This window comes from Mesorhizobium sp. (genome assembly GCF_024509055.1).
In the GTDB taxonomy this organism is placed as follows: domain Bacteria; phylum Pseudomonadota; class Alphaproteobacteria; order Rhizobiales; family Rhizobiaceae; genus Mesorhizobium.
Map to the genome: position 1 here is coordinate 21,107 of NZ_JANINM010000071.1, position 15,698 is coordinate 36,804.

At 63.1% G+C, this 15,698-nt stretch carries 18 protein-coding genes; 5 read left to right on the top strand and 13 right to left on the bottom strand.

What is annotated here, in order from left to right:
- Positions 1-38: 38 nt before the first annotated feature.
- The 3 genes from trmFO (at position 39) to Q0L57_RS04215 (ending at position 2,119) form a co-directional block, all read left to right on the top strand.
- Positions 39-1,448: a methylenetetrahydrofolate--tRNA-(uracil(54)-C(5))-methyltransferase (FADH(2)-oxidizing) TrmFO gene (gene trmFO / locus Q0L57_RS04205; RefSeq protein ID WP_296738540.1), complete on the top strand. Its 1,410-nt coding sequence runs from the start codon at positions 39-41 to the stop codon at positions 1,446-1,448.
- A gap of 70 nt (positions 1,449-1,518) precedes the next feature.
- Positions 1,519-1,821, top strand: coding sequence for a type II toxin-antitoxin system ParD family antitoxin (locus Q0L57_RS04210; protein WP_296738542.1), 303 nt, complete (start codon positions 1,519-1,521; stop codon positions 1,819-1,821).
- Positions 1,793-2,119 (top strand): type II toxin-antitoxin system RelE/ParE family toxin, encoded by a 327-nt coding sequence (locus tag Q0L57_RS04215; protein WP_296738545.1) that lies wholly within the window; start codon positions 1,793-1,795, stop codon positions 2,117-2,119. Before Q0L57_RS04210 ends, Q0L57_RS04215 begins: the two co-directional genes overlap by 29 nt.
- A gap of 6 nt (positions 2,120-2,125) precedes the next feature.
- Here the strand turns inward: Q0L57_RS04215 and Q0L57_RS04220 are convergent, their stop codons facing one another.
- The 6 genes from Q0L57_RS04220 to yajC all read right to left on the bottom strand — a co-directional run bounded on the left by Q0L57_RS04220 (position 2,126) and on the right by yajC (position 7,909).
- Positions 2,126-3,076 (bottom strand): sterol desaturase family protein, encoded by a 951-nt coding sequence (locus Q0L57_RS04220; protein ID WP_296738647.1) that lies wholly within the window; start codon positions 3,074-3,076, stop codon positions 2,126-2,128.
- Positions 3,076-3,501 (bottom strand): hypothetical protein, encoded by a 426-nt coding sequence (locus tag Q0L57_RS04225; protein WP_296738548.1) that lies wholly within the window; start codon positions 3,499-3,501, stop codon positions 3,076-3,078. The genes Q0L57_RS04220 and Q0L57_RS04225 overlap by 1 nt, the downstream gene beginning before the upstream one ends.
- Positions 3,502-3,582: 81 nt before the next feature.
- On the bottom strand, positions 3,583-4,449 hold the full coding sequence (locus Q0L57_RS04230; RefSeq protein ID WP_296738550.1) for a phytoene/squalene synthase family protein: 867 nt from the start codon (positions 4,447-4,449) through the stop codon (positions 3,583-3,585).
- Positions 4,450-4,839: an Mth938-like domain-containing protein gene (locus Q0L57_RS04235; RefSeq protein ID WP_296738552.1), complete on the bottom strand. Its 390-nt coding sequence runs from the start codon at positions 4,837-4,839 to the stop codon at positions 4,450-4,452.
- 126 nt (positions 4,840-4,965) lie between these two features.
- Complete coding sequence (secDF, locus tag Q0L57_RS04240) at positions 4,966-7,515, bottom strand: protein translocase subunit SecDF (RefSeq protein WP_296738555.1); 2,550 nt, start codon at positions 7,513-7,515, stop codon at positions 4,966-4,968.
- Between the two features lie 55 nt (positions 7,516-7,570).
- Positions 7,571-7,909, bottom strand: a complete 339-nt coding sequence (gene yajC, locus Q0L57_RS04245) for a preprotein translocase subunit YajC (RefSeq protein ID WP_041004168.1) — start codon at positions 7,907-7,909, stop codon at positions 7,571-7,573.
- On the opposite strand from yajC, the gene Q0L57_RS04250 reads away from it, so the two are divergent.
- Both Q0L57_RS04250 and Q0L57_RS04255 read left to right on the top strand, forming a co-directional pair.
- Positions 7,818-8,174, top strand: coding sequence for a hypothetical protein (locus tag Q0L57_RS04250; RefSeq protein WP_296738653.1), 357 nt, complete (start codon positions 7,818-7,820; stop codon positions 8,172-8,174). The two genes, yajC and Q0L57_RS04250, sit on opposite strands and share 92 nt — an antisense overlap.
- A gap of 1 nt (position 8,175) precedes the next feature.
- Positions 8,176-9,048 (top strand): ATP-binding protein, encoded by an 873-nt coding sequence (locus tag Q0L57_RS04255; RefSeq protein WP_296738580.1) that lies wholly within the window; start codon positions 8,176-8,178, stop codon positions 9,046-9,048.
- A 165-nt stretch (positions 9,049-9,213) separates the two neighbouring features.
- On the opposite strand, the gene Q0L57_RS04260 is transcribed toward Q0L57_RS04255, so the two are convergent.
- The 7 genes from Q0L57_RS04260 to Q0L57_RS04290 all read right to left on the bottom strand — a co-directional run bounded on the left by Q0L57_RS04260 (position 9,214) and on the right by Q0L57_RS04290 (position 15,658).
- Positions 9,214-10,722: a peptidoglycan DD-metalloendopeptidase family protein gene (locus tag Q0L57_RS04260; RefSeq protein ID WP_296738583.1), complete on the bottom strand. Its 1,509-nt coding sequence runs from the start codon at positions 10,720-10,722 to the stop codon at positions 9,214-9,216.
- Between the two features lie 139 nt (positions 10,723-10,861).
- Positions 10,862-11,515, bottom strand: a complete 654-nt coding sequence (locus Q0L57_RS04265; protein WP_296738585.1) for a protein-L-isoaspartate(D-aspartate) O-methyltransferase — start codon at positions 11,513-11,515, stop codon at positions 10,862-10,864.
- Between the two features lie 13 nt (positions 11,516-11,528).
- Positions 11,529-12,287, bottom strand: a complete 759-nt coding sequence (gene surE / locus Q0L57_RS04270) for a 5'/3'-nucleotidase SurE (protein WP_296738588.1) — start codon at positions 12,285-12,287, stop codon at positions 11,529-11,531.
- A gap of 3 nt (positions 12,288-12,290) precedes the next feature.
- The gene (gene serS / locus Q0L57_RS04275) at positions 12,291-13,595 is read right to left on the bottom strand and encodes a serine--tRNA ligase (protein ID WP_296738590.1); all 1,305 of its coding nucleotides are present in this window, start codon (positions 13,593-13,595) and stop codon (positions 12,291-12,293) included.
- A gap of 175 nt (positions 13,596-13,770) precedes the next feature.
- Positions 13,771-14,646: a twin-arginine translocase subunit TatC gene (tatC, locus tag Q0L57_RS04280; RefSeq protein WP_296738593.1), complete on the bottom strand. Its 876-nt coding sequence runs from the start codon at positions 14,644-14,646 to the stop codon at positions 13,771-13,773.
- Entirely contained in the window at positions 14,643-15,356 is a 714-nt protein-coding gene (gene tatB / locus Q0L57_RS04285; RefSeq protein WP_296738596.1) for a Sec-independent protein translocase protein TatB, read from the bottom strand. Before tatB ends, tatC begins: the two co-directional genes overlap by 4 nt.
- A gap of 83 nt (positions 15,357-15,439) precedes the next feature.
- The gene (locus tag Q0L57_RS04290; RefSeq protein WP_296738598.1) at positions 15,440-15,658 is read right to left on the bottom strand and encodes a twin-arginine translocase TatA/TatE family subunit; all 219 of its coding nucleotides are present in this window, start codon (positions 15,656-15,658) and stop codon (positions 15,440-15,442) included.
- Positions 15,659-15,698: the final 40 nt, after the last annotated feature.

Here is a 15,698-nt window from a genome sequence, read left to right on the forward strand (position 1 = left end):
AATTGCAATCGCACCGCCAAGCGACTATTCCGACGCGCATGAACAAAAAAACCGTACACGTCATCGGCGGCGGCCTCGCCGGTTCCGAGGCCGCATGGCAGGTTGCACAGGCCGGCGTCCCGGTCGTGCTGCACGAAATGCGCCCGGTGCGCGGCACCGACGCGCACAAGACCGATGGGCTGGCCGAGCTCGTCTGCTCCAACTCCTTCCGCTCCGACGATGCCGAAAACAACGCAGTCGGCCTGCTGCATGCCGAAATGCGGCTGGCCGGTTCGCTGATCATGAGCGCCGGCGATGCGCACCAGGTTCCGGCCGGTGGCGCGCTGGCCGTAGACCGGGACGCCTTTTCCGATGCCGTCACCTCGAAGATCGAGGCGCATCCGCTGATCACGATCCAGCGCGAGGAAGTGCCTGGGCTACCACCGGCGGACTGGGATCAGGCAATCATCGCCACCGGTCCGCTCACCGCTCGTTCGCTGGCGCAGTCGATCGCCGAGGCGACCGGCGCCGACGCGCTTGCCTTCTTCGATGCCATCGCGCCGATCGTGCATTTCGACACGATCGACATGAACACCGCCTGGTTCCAGTCGCGCTACGACAAGGTCGGCCCCGGCGGCACCGGCAAGGACTACATCAACTGCCCGATGGACAAGGAGCAGTATCTCGCCTTCGTCCAGGCGCTGCTCGACGGACAGAAGACAGAATTCAAGCAGTGGGAAGGCACGCCCTATTTCGACGGCTGTCTGCCAATCGAGGTGATGGCCGAACGCGGCGTCGAGACACTGCGCTATGGGCCTATGAAGCCGATGGGCCTGACCGATGCCCACAATCCGTCCGTGAAAGCCTATGCGGTTGTCCAGCTCCGCCAGGACAATGCGCTGGGCACGCTCTACAACATGGTCGGTTTCCAGACCAAGCTGAAGCACGCCGAACAGGTCCGCATCTTCCGCACCATCCCTGGACTTGAAAACGCGGACTTCGCCCGGCTCGGCGGCCTGCACCGCAACACCTACATCAACTCCCCTACGCTGCTCGATCCATCGCTGCAGTTGAAGTCGCGCCCTGGCCTGCGCTTTGCCGGCCAGATCACCGGCTGCGAGGGCTATGTGGAAAGTGCGGCGGTCGGCCTGCTCGCCGGCCGTTTCGCCGCAGCCGAGCGGCTCGGCCAGGCGGCGTCGCTGCCGCCAATAACCACAGCCTTCGGCGCGCTGCTCAACCACATCACCGGCGGCCACATCGTTTCCGATGACGAGCCCGGCAAACGCTCCTTCCAGCCGATGAACGTCAATTTCGGCCTGTTCCCGCCGGCGGAAGCGCCGAAGGTCGAAGGCAAACGCCTGCGCGGCAAGGACAAGACCGTCGCCAAGCGCCATGCCATCACATCGCGCGCGCTGGCCGATTGCAGGGAATGGCTGGGACTGCCCGCGCAGTCGCAGGCAGCGGAATAGGCTTTCATCGAGAATTGGACGCTCTAGGTAAAGTAGGATAATATCCTACTTTACGGTTCTGGAGCACGTCATGGAAACCGTCGAGAAATTATCCGTCACCGTCACACCTGCGATGGCTCGTATGATCCGCGAAAAGGTCGAGGACGGCTCCTTCGGATCGGCAAGCGAAGTTATACGCGCCGCGCTTCGCGCCTTTCAGCGAGAAGAGGAAGAACATGCCGAGCGCATGGCTTCGATCCGCGCACGAGTGAAGGCTTCGATCGAGGACAAGAGGCCGGCCGTTCCTCTCGATGACGCAATCGACAGGGTAAAGAGCCGGATTTCTCGGATGGCGCAAGATAGCAATGATTCAGCGTCTCGCCGTCGTTCTTAGCCAAGAGGCCATATCCGATCTTGAAGCCATCGCTGCTTACATCTTTGAAAGCAGCAGAAGTCAAAGCACCGCTAACGGCTTCGTCGATCGGATAGAGGATCGTTGTCGGAGTATTGGAAATGCCCCTCGTGGCGGCCGCCTGCGTGATGACATCCTGCCTGGGCTGAGAACAGTCCCGTTCGAACACTCCGCCGTCATTGCCTATGTGATCGAAAACGACCTCGTGCACATCGTAAACATCTTCTATGGCGGCCGCGACTATGAAGCGTTGATGCGAGATAGCGGTGGCCCATCCTGAGGGCCGCTACTCCGCCGGCTCGGCACTCGCCCCCGGCAACCCCGGCTTTCCCGCCTCGGACGGATTTCTCCGCACATAGGCCTGCTTCAGCGTCTCAGAGGTGTCGCGCGAGCCGTCATGGCTCCAGCCCGGCGGCTGGATGAGATAGTTGAGGCGCTGCACCATCGTCAGCCCCGGCATCAGCGCATCCTTGAACATGCCGATCCATTCATGGAAGGCCACCTTCAGCGGATTGAAGGTGCCGATATTCTTGACGATGCCGTAGCGCGGCCGGTCTTCCTCCAGTTCCTCGATAAAGGTGCCGAACATACGGTCCCAGATGATCAGCGTGCCGGCAAAATTGGCGTCAAGATAGCGCGGGTTGGTGGCGTGGTGGACACGGTGGTGCGAGGGCGTGTTGAAGATCAATTCGAACCAGCCCCACATCTTGCCGATGGTCTCGGTGTGGATCCAGAACTGCCAGACCAGGTTGAAGCCAAAGACGAAGGCGATCACCGCCGGATGGAAACCGAGCAGCACCAGCGGTGCTTGCAGGATAAAAGTGAAAGTGAAGAGGCCGGTCCAACTCTGCCTCAGTGCCGTCGATAGATTGTAGTGCTGGCTGGAATGGTGATTGACGTGTTCCGCCCACACCCAGCGCACCCGGTGCGCGATGCGGTGATAGACATAGTAGCGCAGGTCATCGAGCAGGAAGGTCGCGACGAACACCCAGACCGACAGGCCGAGGTTGAAGAAGCGGAACTGCCACAGCCACAGCAGCGCCCAGTAGGACACGACGCCAAGCAGCAGCCCCGCGACGACATTGCCCGTTCCCATCATCAGGCTGGTCAGCGTGTCGCGCGTCTCGAAAGATCCCTTGGCGCGACCGGTGCGCACCAGCCAGAGTTCGATCAGGATCGCCGTGACGAAGAACGGAATGGCAAGTTGGGTGACCTGCGGGAAATTATAATCGTCCATCACGCGGCCTTTCGGATCTGGTCCTGATTTCGCAGGGCCGCAGCCACCGCTCTCGCGTCGGCCTCGTTGGCAAAGGCGAACCTTCCGCCCTTCCAGGTGAAGTCGTCCATCCTGAGCGTCACCGCGCTTCCTTCGACTTCAAGCGCCAGAATATCGTGAGGCGTAACGATCCGCGTCAGGAAACAGTCGCCAATGCTCTGGACGATGCCGCTGCGCGCCGGGCCGAGTTCGAGGAACGCCGCATGCCTGTCAGCGGTCAGCCTGACGGTCCCTGTCTTCTCGTCCGGGAAATCTTCGGCGAACCGATCGCGCGCCTGATCGGCGCCGGCAAGCGTCGCCGTGATCGAGCCGCCGGTGAAATGCACGGCGGCGACCGACAGCGCGATGCCGACCACGACAAGGACGACGAGCACGGGCAGGCTCATATGAAGGCATCTCCTCCGCCGGCCCGCTTTTCTTCACGGCGAGTCCGATCGGCAAAATCCCTACCACGATTGACGTTTACGTCAAAGGCCTGCCCAGCCTCGCATCGCATGACGCAGGAGCAGCCAGTGCCGGCGCAAGATGGAAAGCGTCACGTTGCCCGCGAGTGGAGACCGCCCTCCCTTTTCCATTTTGTCGAGATAGGCGCGTGTCAGCGCGAGTGGCAGGAAAGCCGGCCGCAGCGCCACGGGAAGTGTCGGCGCGCTCTTCTGGAATGCGTTGAGATGCTCCCGCGCCAGCGCGATCATCGCTGCCACCGCGCGCTGCGCGCCGGGGCCGCCGTCGCCTTCGACGAACTCTTCCGGCGAAGAACCGGCCGCCGCAAGGATGTCGGCCGGCACATAGCATTGACCCCGCCTGCGGTGCAACGGCAGCAGGAGCATGAGGCCGGTGATGGCCTGCGCGCAGCCTGCCCTGCCCGCCAGTTCGGCAAAGCGCGGCGCCTCTTTTGCATCGAGCGCCATCGCGGTGAGCTGGATGAGCGCCGCGGCGGTCTCGCCGCAATAACCTTCGAGGTCGGTCCTTGAAGGCATCGGGTCGTCATAGAGATCGAAGATGCGTGCCTCGAGCATGTTGTCGAAGGCGGGCTTGGGCAGATGGTTGGCGGCGATCGCCGCCTTCAGCGCATCGGCTATCGGATGGCCTGTCTCTGCCTCTCCTTCGGCCGCGATGACATCGCGCCACCACTGCAGCCTGACCTCGCCCGGCAGCGGCTCGTGGATGCGGTCGCGCACGCTTGCGACCTCGGCGTTGAAGGCGTAGAGCGCAACCAACGCATCCCGCTTTTCGGCCGGCGCATAGAGCGCCGAGAGATAGCGATCATGATCGGCGGCGCGCACCGCATCCATGACGATGTCGCCATTCTTGACGGTGTCGGGCGTGCCGGCCATTCAGTCGACGGCAATCAGAGCCGCGGCCACGGCGCGGTCTTCGGCCAGAAGCACGTTGTAGGTCCGCACCGCGGCCCCGGTCGACATCGCATCGGCCGAGATGCCGGCCTCCTTCAGCGCGGCCCGCAGCGCGGCCGGCAGCGGCCGCAGATCCTTGCCGGTGCCAACCAGCAAAATCTCGACCTTGTCGGCTTCGGCCAAAAGCCTGTCGAAATCCGAAGCCTTCAGCGCCACCGGATCGGCCGGCTCCCAGCCATGGATGCCGGAGGGCAGGCAAAGCAGCGAGCCGCGATGCGACATGTCGGCAAAGCGGAAGCCGCCATTGCCGTAGGCTTCGATCGGCGCCCTACCTGGGAAATGCGCCTCGCGGATGATGATGCCTTTAGCCATGGCCTAGAGCGTGGCGCCGAAAAGTGCGGAGCGGTTTTCGGACGAGATCATGCTCTATCTCTTGGTTTAGAGCCGGATTCCGATTTCAGGTCGACTTGACCTGAGATGATCCGGCTCTGGCTAGCCTCAGGTCGCTACGGCCTTGCCGTTCATTGGCTTCTTTTCCTCTTCGGCGGCGGCCTGCGGCCGCAACTTGAACAGGATCAGCAACGGCGCGGCGATGAAGATCGACGAGTAGGTGCCGAACACCACGCCGAACAGCATCGCCAGCGTGAAGGAACGGATCACCTCGCCGCCGAACAGCACCAGCGCAAGCAGCGCCAGGGCCGTCGTCACCGAAGTCAGCGTCGTTCTGGACAGCGTCTCGTTGATGGCGTTGTTGAGCAGCTGCGGCAACGGCATCTTCTTGTATTTTCTGAGATCCTCACGGACGCGGTCGTAGACGACGATGGTGTCGTTCAGCGAATAGCCGATGATGGTCAGGATCGCCGCCAGCGACGACTGGTTGAACTCCAGTCCCGTTATGACGAAGAAGCCGATCGTCATCACCACATCGTGGACCGTGGCGATGATGGCGCCGACGGCGAACTGCCATTCGAAGCGGAACCAGACATAGAGCAGGATGCCGACAAGCGCGATCAGCATGGCGATCGTGCCTTGCTTTGCAAGTTCTCCGGAAACCGTCGGCCCCACCACTTCGACGCGGCGGAAATCATACTGGTCCTGCAGCTCGCCCCTCACCTTGTCGATGACGGTCTGCTCGGCATTCTCGCCCGCCTGTTGCGTTCCGACTCGGATGAGCACGTCATTCGGCGCGCCGAACTGCTGCACCTGGATCTCGCCGATATTCAGCTGCGAAAGCCGGGTGCGTATGTCGCCGAGATTGGCGTCGCCCTGCTTGGACTGGACCTCGATCAGCGAGCCGCCCTTGAAGTCGATGCCGTAGTTGATGTCGACGGTGAAGAACAGCACCACCGACAGGATCGACAGCGCACTCGACAACGCGAACGTCCACCGGCGGAAGCCCATGAACGGAATCTTGGTGCCCGGCGGGATGAAGGTGACTGGCGCGCGCGGCAGTTCCTTCGGGCGGGCGCGGCGCAGCCAGATCGAAACCAGCATGCGCGTGAAGGTGAAGGCGGTGAAGACCGTGGTCAGGATGCCTATAGCATATGTGATAGCGAAGCCCTTCACGGGCCCGGTGCCCAGCCAGAACAGCACCACGGTCGCGATCAGCGAGGTAACGTTGGAGTCGACGATCGTGGCCAGCGCCTTGGAGAAGCCGGTGTCGATCGCCTGGATCACCGAGCGGCCGTTTCGTCGCTCCTCGCGGATGCGCTCATAGATCAGAACGTTGGAGTCGACCGCCATGCCGATGGTGAGCACGATACCGGCGATGCCAGGCAAGGTGAGCGTGGCGCCCAGCAGCGACAGCAGCCCCACGATCATCGCCACGTGCAGGGCAAGCGCGACGTTGGCGAGAAAGCCAAGGAAGCCATAGGCGACGAACATGAAGGCGACGACCAGGATGGAGCCGATCACGCCCGCCACCTTGCCGGCGTGGATGGAGTCCTGACCGAGGCCTGGACCCACCGTGCGTTCCTCGATCACCGTCAGCGTCGCCGGCAGGGCGCCGGCGCGCAGCAGCACGGCCAGATCGTTGGCGCTTTGGGCAGTGAAGTTGCCGGAAATCTGCCCGCTGCCGCCAAGGATCGGCTCGCGAATCTGCGGGGCGGAGATCACCTGGTTGTCGAGAATGATGGCGAAGCGCTTGCCGACGTTGCTCGCGGTCGCCTGGCCGAAACGGGTCGCGCCCTTGGAATCGAAACGGAACGAAACGACCGGCTCGTTTGTCTGCGAATTGTAGGTCGCCTGCGCGTCGACGAGGTTTTCGCCCGAGACCAGGACCTGATTGTAGATCAGATATGGAATCGGAGGGTCGTCCTGCGAATAGAGGATCGAAGAGCCTGCCGGCGGCCGGCTCTTCAGCGCGTCCTGCACGGGCATCGAGTCGTCGACCATCTGGAAGGTCAGCTTGGCGGTCTGGCCGAGGATTTCCTTCAGCCGCTGCGGATCCTGCAGGCCCGGCACCTGCACCAGGATGCGGTCGTCACCCTGCCGCTGCACGATCGGCTCAGTGGTGCCGAGTTCGTTGACGCGCCGCTCGACCACTTCGATCGACTGCGTCAGCGCGGTCGACGTGCGGTATTTGAGGCCGGCATCAGTGACGGTGAACTTGAGCAGACCGGGCTCGGAATCATCCAGCGCCATTTCCTGGATGGAGCCGCCGCTGAACAGGCTGGCGGCCACCGGAGCGGTCAGAGGCTTCAACGCGTTCTTGGCGGCGTCGAGCTGATTGGCATCAGAGATGCGCACCTGCACGGTACGACCCGCTCCGGAAAGGCCGGTGTAATTGATCTTGGCGTCGCGCAGCAGCGTCCTGATCTCGTCGCGCGTCGTCTCCATCCGATCCTTGATCAGATCGTTCTGATTCATCTGGAGCAGGATGTGCGAGCCGCCCTGAAGGTCGAGGCCGAGCGTCATCTGCCGCTTCGGCACCCAGCTCGGCAGTTGCGCCAGCACGCTTGCAGGGAAGAGGTTGGGCGCGGCGAGGATCACTGTGACGGCCACGGCCAGCCAGATCAGGATCATCTTCAGGCGCGAGAAATAGAGCATTCGTTCTTATCCGTTCAGGCGTACAAGCGGCAGCGTTCCGCCGGCGAGGTCTGGCTTACTTCTTGGCGTTCTGGTTCGCCACCGGCTCGCCCTTGACCCGCACGTCCGAGATCGTCGAGCGCAGCGCCGTCACCTTGGTTCCGCCGCCAAGGTCGATCTCCAGCTCGTTGTCGTCGATCACCTTGGTCACCTTGCCGACGAAGCCGCCACCGGTCACAACCGTGTCGCCGCGACGCACCGCCGAGAGCATTTCCTGCCGCTTCTTCAGCTGCGCGCGCTGCGGCCTGATGATCAGAAAATACATGATCACGAAAATCAGGACAAACGGCAAAATGCTGATGAACATATCGGGGGAAGCGCCGACGCCTTGGGCGTATGCCGGTGTGACGAACATCAAGAAACTCCTGGATGGTGAAATACCGCAGGGGCGGCCCCGCGAAAATTTTGGCCGGAATATAGTCGGTAAAGTTGCCAATGCAACTGCGCGTCCTGGTGAATCCGTTGCTTTTCCGGCCGTCCGGCGCGTGTTAGAGCGTCGCAGCCGGATGCGGCTCGGCGTTGGCCGAAAGATCGTGCTCCAACAAAAGCTTGGGGTTGGTTCTTGGTGCTTTGCCATGGAACTGCTTCTGAACACCGCAATGCCACAGCAGAAGACCTGAAATGACCGACAGCCTGGACGCTCTCAACAACAAGCTCGATCGCCTGATAGAAGCGGTTTCCCGCCTCGCCCCGCCGCCCATGCCGGAGACCGATCTTTCGGTTGCCGACTGCTTCGTATGGCAGGCGGACCCCGGTTTTCTGGAACCCGTGCGCAAGGTCAATCGCGTCGATATCGGGCTGATCCGGGGCGTCGATCATGTCCGCGACATCCTGCTCGACAACACGCAGCGCTTCGCATCGGGCTTTGCCGCCAACAATGTGCTGCTCTGGGGCGCGCGCGGCATGGGCAAATCCTCGCTGGTCAAGGCCGTGCACGCCACGGTCAACGCCTCGGACAAGCTCGACCGGCCGCTCAAGCTGATCGAGATCCACCGCGAGGACATCGACACGCTGCCGAAGCTCATGGGCCTGCTGAAAGCGGCGCCCTATCGCTTCATCCTGTTCTGCGACGACCTTTCCTTCGACCATGACGACACCTCGTACAAATCACTGAAGGCAGCGCTGGAGGGGGGCGTCGAAGGCCGGCCGGCCAATGTCATCTTCTACGCCACGTCGAACCGCCGGCACCTGTTGCCGCGCGACATGATCGACAACGAGCGCTCGACCGCGATCAACCCGTCGGAAGCGGTGGAGGAAAAGGTCTCGCTCTCAGACCGCTTCGGCCTGTGGCTCGGCTTCCACAAATGCTCGCAGGACGAATATCTGGACATGATAAATGGCTATGTCCGTTATCACGGCCTGACCGTCGATCCCGACACGCTGCGCGCCGAGGCGCTGGAATGGGCAACCACGCGCGGCAGCCGTTCCGGCCGCGTCGCCTGGCAGTTCACGCAGGACCTGGCGGGCCGGCTCGGCAAGCCGCTCAAGGACTGACCCGGTTCCATGATCCCGAAAGCGGAGACCAGTTTTTGCTCCGCCGACCTTCGATTCAGGTCAGATCACTGTCGAGCGAAAAACTGAAAAAGCCCGCCCCTTGGGTGGAGCGGGCTGAGACGGCGGGCCGGACTGGAGGTCAGGCGGCCAGCAATTGTTCTTATTCTATTCGAGATAGCCGGTCGGGTCGACCGGAGCCGAATTCTTGCGCACCTCGAAGTGCAGTTTCGGCGAGTCCGTCGTGCCGCTCATGCCGGAGAGCGCGATCTCCTGGCCGCGTTTGACCTTCTGGCCCCGCTGCACCTCGATCGAGCTGGCATGGCCGTAGACGGTGACCAGTCCGTTCTCGTGGCGCACGAGCACCGTGTTGCCGAACTCCTTGAGGCCGTCGCCGGCATAGATGACGACGCCGTTTTCGGCCGCCTTGATCGGCGTTCCTTCCGGCACGGCGATGTCGACGCCATCCTTGCCGGCGCCGAAGCCGGAGATGACACGGCCGCGCACCGGCCAGCGCATCTTGCCAATGCCGGTCGCGTCCGGCGCAACCGCGTCGTCGCTCTCGGCTTGCTGGATAACCTTGGCGTCCTTCTTCGGCGGCGTGTAGGAGGCGAGCGTCTCCGAGGGCGTCGTCTTGGCCGGAGGCTGCACCGTTGCCGTCGTGACCGGGTCGACCTTGGCCGGCTTGGCTTCGGCGACCGCTGCCGTGCCGCCTGCCGGCACCTTAAGCGTCTGACCTATCTTCAGCAGGCCGTCCTGCATGCCGTTGGCCTTCTTCAGCGCCACGACGCCGACACCGGTCTTCCTGGCGATCGAGGCTAGCGAGTCGCCCTGCTGTACGGTGTAAGTGCCGCCGGCGCCTGCCGGCTTTGCATCCGCCACTTGCTGCGCGGGCTTGGGATTCTTGGAGCCGCTCGCCGCGGCCGAGGCGTCGACCTGCGTTGCCGACTTGCCGTCCTTGACTTTCGGCTGCTGCGGAAGCACCGCGACCTTCTCGGGCGCGCCTGCCGGTTGCTTCGGGGCATTTGCCGGCTTGTTGTCGGCGACCTTGCTCGAATAGGCATAGGCGGGGATGACCAGCTTCTGCCCGCTTCTGATACCCTTGTTAGGATCGAGCTTGTTGACCTTGATGATCACGTCGGCCGGCACATGATAGTGCCGTGCCAGGCCGGAAATCGTCTCGCCGTCCCTGACCACGATCTCGGTGGCGTGCGGCGTGGCGCTTGCGTTGCGCACCGCATCGGGCTCGGCGGCCTTGAACGGCTTGGCGACCGGCGGAACAGTGCCTGTTGCGGTGTTGTCGAGACGCGGCGCGGCAGGCGGCGGAGCGAGCACCGGGGCCGAAGCGGTGCGCATCGGCTTGGCCGGCGCGACGCCTGGCTGCGAGGGCGGCGGCAGTTGCTGCGACGTGACCGGCTCGAGGCTGGAGCGGCTCACCGACTGGGTGTGCGTGCCGTCGACCGGCGCCGGTGCGACGCTGTCGCCCGGATAGGGCTGGTCGACATTCTGCTTGTTGATGATGGTGCGCTGGTTGTTGGTGGACGACGTGAAGACGTCGTCGACTCCGTTGAAGCGCATCGACTGCGAGCTGCATCCCGCCGCGGCGCCGGCGATCATGAGAACGGCGCAGCCACGCGCCAGATTGCGTCTGTTTGCCTTCAAAGCATTGAATTGCATCGCACTAACCCGCACAGACCCGGTACACATTGGAGCTGATTAAAGCGCGTTAATGTTACTGCGGGGTTAACCCATTAGAATCCGGCGAAAATTTTCTTAAAACATTGGGGGAAATTTTGGCGGAGGCAGCGCGGCTCCGCTAGATCACCGCTGCGACGCTGCGCAGGATGGGCTGCAGCCTGACCATGCCGATGTCTTCACGCTCGAAACGGCTGCCGACCTTGGTCAGCTTGGCCAGCACCTGCTCGCCCTCTTCCGGCCCGATCGGCGCGATGACGATGCCGCCGCTCGAAAGCTGGTCGAGCAGGAAGCGCGGCAGGCTGTCGAAGGCCGCCCAGGCGACGATACGGTCGAACGGCCCCTCATTGGGCAGGCCGTTGGAGCCGTCGGCCTGGCGCGCGATGACGTTGCCGATGCCAAGCGCGTCGAGGCGCTGCTTGGCCTGTTCGGTCAAGGTCTTGTAGCGGTCGATGGTGACGACGCGCGTGGCAAGCCTGGACATCACGGCGGCGGTGTAACCCGATCCAGTGCCGATCTCGAGCACGCGGTTGCCCGGCTCGATCGCAAGTGCGGCGATCACTGCCGCCTGCAGGTCCGCGCCCTCGATCGCCTCGCCGCATTCGATCGGCAGCATGCCTTCCGACCAGGCGATGGAATGGAACTGCCCGTTGAGGAAACCGCGCCGCGGCGTCGCCTCGAAGGCGGCGATCAGCGCTTTCGGCGCCGTGCCCCGGCCGCGCAGGCGGAGCAGGAAAGCGGCAAAACCTTCGCGGTCGTCGACGGCCATGTTCATGCCAAACCCCTATTCATGACAACGCCTTGGTCAGTTGGTCGCGAAGTTCATGGGCGGTGAGGTCGAGTTGCAGCGGCGTCACCGACACCAGCCGGTTGCGCAGCGCGTGGAGGTCGGTGCCTTTCTTGCCTTCGACCGGCTCGCGGCCAAACCGCAGCCAGTAGTAAGGCAGGCCGCGCCCGTCGCGGCGCTCGTCCACCCACAGGCTGTGCACCAGCTTGCCTTGCGAGGTCACGACCGTGCCTTCGACTTCGTCCGGCGCGCAGTTCGGGAAATTGACGTTGAGCAGCACCCCGCCCGGCAGCGGCATAGCCACCAGCTTCTTCAGCAGCGCCGGCGCCAGGGTCTCGGTCGTTTCATAGGGAACGACGCGATCCTCGCCGACATAGGAATAGGCCTGGCTCACCGCGATCGAGCGCACGCCGAGCAGCGCGCCTTCCATCGCGCCGGCGACGGTACCGGAATAGGTTACGTCGTCGGCGATGTTGGCGCCGGAATTGACGCCGGACAGAATCAGGTCCGGCGGCCCCGGCAGAATCTTCCTCGTGCCCATGATGACGCAGTCGGTCGGCGTGCCGCGCACGGCAAAATGCTTATCGCCGATCTTCCGCAGCCTGAGTGGCTCCGAGATCGATAGCGAATGCGCATAGCCGGACTGGTCCTGCTCCGGCGCGACAACCCAGACGTCATCAGAGAGCGTGCGAGCGATGCGTTCTAGGCACGCCAGTCCCTCGGCGTGGATGCCGTCATCGTTGGTCAGCAGGATGCGCATGATTCACTTCGGACCGATCTTCGCAAGACCACCCATATAAGGCCGCAGCGCTTCAGGAATGGTTACGCTGCCGTCCTCATTCTGGTAGTTTTCCATGACAGCTATGAGTGCGCGGCCGACCGCTGTGCCCGAGCCGTTGAGCGTATGGACGAAGCGGTTGCCCTTGCCGTTCTTGTCCTTGTAGCGGGCATCCATGCGCCTCGCCTGGAAGTCGCCGCAGACCGAGCAGGACGAGATTTCGCGATAGGCGTTCTGGCCCGGCAACCAGACCTCGATGTCATAGGTCTTGCGCGCGCCAAAACCCATGTCGCCGGTGCAGAGCGTCACCGTGCGGAACGGCAGGCCGAGCCGCTTCAGCACTTCCTCGGCGCATTGCGTCATGCGCTCATGCTCGGCGATCGAGCTTTCCTGGTCGGTGATCGAGACCAGTTCCACTTTGTAGAACTGGTGCTGGCGCAGCATGCCGCGCGTATCGCGGCCGGCTGAGCCCGCTTCCGAGCGGAAGCAGGGAGTCAGCGCCGTGTAGCGGAGGGGCAGCTTCTCATGCGCGGTAATCTCCTCGCGCACGAGATTGGTGAGCGGCACTTCCGCCGTCGGGATCAGGCCAAGACGCCCATCGCCATGCGGCGTGAAGAACAGGTCGAGCTCGAACTTCGGCAACTGGTTGGTACCGAAGAGCACCTCGTCGCGCACCATCAGCGGCGGGATGATTTCCTCATAGCCGTGCTCGCTGGTGTGCAGGTCGATCATGAACTGGCCGAGCGCCCGTTCCAGGCGCGCAAGCTGGCTCTTCAGCACCGTGAAGCGCGCACCGGAGAGCTTCGCGGCCCGCTCGAAATCCATCATGCCGAGCGCTTCGCCGATCTCGAAGTGCTCTTTCACCCAGTTCGGGCGTGCGGGCACGCTGCCAACAATGTGCTTCACGACGTTGTCGTGCTCGTCCTTGCCGACCGGAACGTCGTCGAGCGGCACGTTGGGCAGTACAGCAAGAGCATCGTTCAACGCCTTGTCGAGTTCGCGCTCGCGCGCTTCGCCGTTCTGGATGAAGGCCTTGATGTCGCTGACTTCACCCTTGAGCTTCTCGGCAAGTGCAGCATCGCCCGAGCGCATGGCGTTGCCGATCTCCTTCGAGGCCGCGTTGCGACGCTCCTGCTTGACCTGCAACTCGCTCAAATGCGCTCTGCGCGCCTCATCCCGGGCGACAAGGTCATCGGCAGTGGACTGCGCGTCACTGGCCGACCAGGAGCGCTTCACCAGCGCTTCAACAAGGGCCTGCGGGTTGTCGCGAATCCATTTGATGTCAAGCATTGCTGTCCGTCCTCGGGTGGCATGTCGCCCAAAGTTTGCAGCGGTTTTGGGAGAACGACATGCTCGAAACAAAACTGAAACGCATCGCTTGATGGGCGATGCGCTTCAGTTCGAGGGCGTAAACCGCATCCTTGATCGATGCAAGACGGCGTACGCCGTCTTTTTCGGGCTGATCTCAGGTCGGCGCTTGCGTCGACGGGGCGTCCGCCGCCTTTTTGGCCGCCGATCCGCCAGCATCCTGTTGCTCGCGCGCCAAGCGGTCACGTTCCTGGTTGCGCTCGATTATGCGCGAGGACCAGATGGCCACCTCGTAGAGAAGGATCGTCGGAATAGCGAGCCCGCACTGGCTCAGCGGATCCGGTGGCGTCAGCACGGCGGCAACGACGAAGGCAAGCACGATCGCCCATTTGCGCTTGTCGACCAGCGCCTGTGATGACAGCAGGCCGACGCGCGTCAGCAGGCTGGTCACCACCGGCAGCTGGAACACCAGGCCGAAGGAGAAGATCAGCGTCATGATCAGGCTGAGATATTCCGACACCTTCGGCAGCAGCGAAATCTGCACCTGGTCGTTGGTTCCGACCTGCTGCATGGCGAGGAAAAACCACATCACCATCGGGGTGAAGAAGAAGTAGACCAGCGACGCGCCCATCAGAAAGAGCACGGGCGAGGCGATCAGGAACGGCAGGAAGGCGCTGCGCTCGTTCTTGTAGAGACCGGGCGCGATGAACTTGTAGATCTGCGTCGCGATCAGCGGAAACGCGACCACCATGCCGCCGAACATGGCGAGCTTCACCTGGGTGAAGAAGAACTCCTGCGGCGCGGTGTAGATCAGCTCGACCTTGTGCGGATCGAGGCCTGCCCACTGGGTTGCCCATTTGAACGGCACGACCAGAAGATTGAACAGGCGCTTGGCGAAGAAGAAGCAGACGAGAAAGGCGACGAAGAACCCGCCGAGCGACCATATCAGCCGCCGGCGCAATTCGACGAGATGCTCGATCAGCGGCGCCGACGACTTCTCGATCTCTTCTTTTTCCTTGTCAGAAACGCTCACTTGGCGGCTCCCGCCGTCTTGCGCGTGCCAGCGGCCTTTTTCGGAGCGGTCTTTTGCGCCGCGGCTGTGGCCGGCTTGGCCTCGGATTTGGCGGCTGCCTTTTTCGCGGCTGCTGGCTTGGCGGCCTTTGCCACCGCAGGCGTGGACTTGGCGGTTGCTTTGGTGGCCGCAGGCTTGGACGACGCCTGCCGTGCTGACCTCGCCGCCGCCTTCTTGGCGGACGCCGCTTCCTGCGCCGGCTCTCCGGCGGCTGGCGCCGTCACCGATGCGTCGGTCATGGCAGGAAAGGTCGCCGAGGTCGGCGCGGCTTCATTTCCGCCGGGCATTGCGGTCGCGCCGTTCTTGAGCGGCTCGCTCGCCTGCGGCGTCGGCGATGCCGGAGTAGCCGGGTCGGGCGCCGGCGTCGGCTTCATCATGTTGTCGACGCCCGAGCGCACGTCGGCCGCAGCCTGCTCGAACGGATTGAGCTGCTTACGCACCTCGTTCATCGGATTGAGGCCGCGAAGGCTGTCGATCGAACTCTTGACGTCGTCGAGCTCGGCTTCCTTCAGCGCATCGTTGAACTGCTTTTGGAAGTCGCCCGCCATCGCGCGCAGCTTTGCCGCAGTGCGGCCGAAAGTGCGCAGCATGTTGGGCAGATCCTTCGGCCCGACGACCACGATCATGACGACCGCAATCACCAGCAGTTCGCTCCAGCCGATATCAAACATGGCAATCTATTCCGACGGGTGCATGTCGCCCAAAAGCGCGAAACCGTTTTGGGATAACGACATGCACAAAGCAACCACCGAGCTCAGCTCTTGCTGGCCTTTTCCTTGGCAGGCGAAACGGTTTCGTCGGCGCGATGCTCGACGGTGCGCTGGTCGTCGGCGTCGTCGTCAGCCATGCCCTTCTTGAAGCTCTTGATGCCCTTGGCCATGTCGCCCATCAGCTCCGGCAGCTTGCCGCGCCCGAACAGAAGCAGCACGATGACCAGCACGATCAGCCAGTGCCATATCGATAATGAACCCATTTCAAATCTCTCTCGAATGTTTTCCCTGGCGATGATCTAT